Annotated in this window: 2 protein-coding genes; both read left to right on the plus strand. The window is 33.6% G+C overall.

All coding sequences use genetic code 11. From position 1 onward, the window contains the following. Positions 1 to 980 (plus strand): glycosyltransferase family 2 protein (locus JQM82_RS15655; RefSeq protein ID WP_235251345.1); only part of this gene is annotated, 980 nt, incomplete at its 5' end. A gap of 11 nt (positions 981 to 991) precedes the next feature. Then, the coding region (locus tag JQM82_RS15660; protein WP_235251346.1) for a capsular polysaccharide synthesis protein at positions 992 to 1356 on the plus strand (365 nt) is incomplete at its 3' end.

Here is a 1356-nt window from a genome sequence, read left to right on the forward strand (position 1 = left end):
AGATAGAGTTGTGTATGGTTAGTGTAATTGTACCAATATATCAGGCTGAAAAGTATATAGGGAAATGTATTAGTAGCATTATTGAGCAGACTTATTCTGATTTTGAATTGATTTTAGTGGATGACGGGTCTGCTGATGCAAGTTATGAAATTTGTAAATCATACGCTAAGAATGATAACCGATTAGTACTTATTCACACAGAAAACTATGGCGGTGCCCATGCAAGGAATATGGGATTAAAGCAAGCAAAAGGTGAGTATGTCAGCTTTGTTGATGCTGATGATTATTTGGAACCTAATTTTTTGGAAAGACTGGTTGAGGAAATTCAGAGATATAATGCAGATATAGCTGAGTGTGATTTTTACTGGATTGAAGATAGGATGAAGAAATCTGAATCACTACAACAAGGTTGTGTATTCGAGTTTGATAGAGTCCAAGCTATGAAGGAACATATAGCAGATCGTATGTGTAGGCAACTTGTTTGGAATAAATTGTATAAGAAAAAATTGCTTCAAGATATTTGGTTTTTTGAAGGAAAAACTATAGATGATGAGTTTTGGACATATAGGGTTATTGGAAATGCGGATAAGGTAATTCACATTTGTGAATCGTTGTATAATTATGTTCAGCATGAAGCTAGTATTATGCACCAGCAATATAGTCTTAAGCGTTTACAAGCGTTGGATGCACAATCTCTCCGTTTGGATTATATTCGGGAGAAAATCCCAGATCTGAGGAACTATGCAGAGCAAATGCTTTATTTTGCGTGTATGTATCATATGCAAATGGCTTTGAAATACTTGGATAGAAAAACGTGTTATATAGCGTTTCGGTTAATTAAGGATATAATAAAGAAAGAATTTCCAGATGTCACGTTTATAAAAGAAGCATCTATTGTACAAAAAATTTGGGTAAGGATGTCACAGATTAACTTTATCTATACTTGTAAAATAAGAAATTTATTAAAGATCGGAGTATAAGGGGTGAGTAGATGAAAAGACTGTTGAAAAAAATACCGATCTGGATTAAAGAACCTATTTGTGTCTTCTTCTCTGAGTTTGCTAAGCTTCCTGTTAAAGTAGCATATTATCATGCCATATGTAATTATGCAGACAATTGTGAATTGTCTGTTGAGGCTAGCAGGCATATATACAAGAAAAGACAGGAATATATATATAATTATCTCTTTAAAAGATATAGGCGAATTTTTGATGAACTTGAGTATTCTCCAGGAATCAAGATAATTAATGCGCCCATTTGGATATTTTGGTGGCAAGGTGAAGATGAAGCTCCTGAATTAGTAAGATATTGCATAGAAAGCGTTAAACGTAATGCAGGTACCCATCAAGTTTATAT

The sequence above is a fragment of the Faecalicatena contorta genome, from assembly GCF_021531995.1.
Taxonomy (GTDB): domain Bacteria; phylum Bacillota; class Clostridia; order Lachnospirales; family Lachnospiraceae; genus Dorea_A; species Dorea_A contorta_A.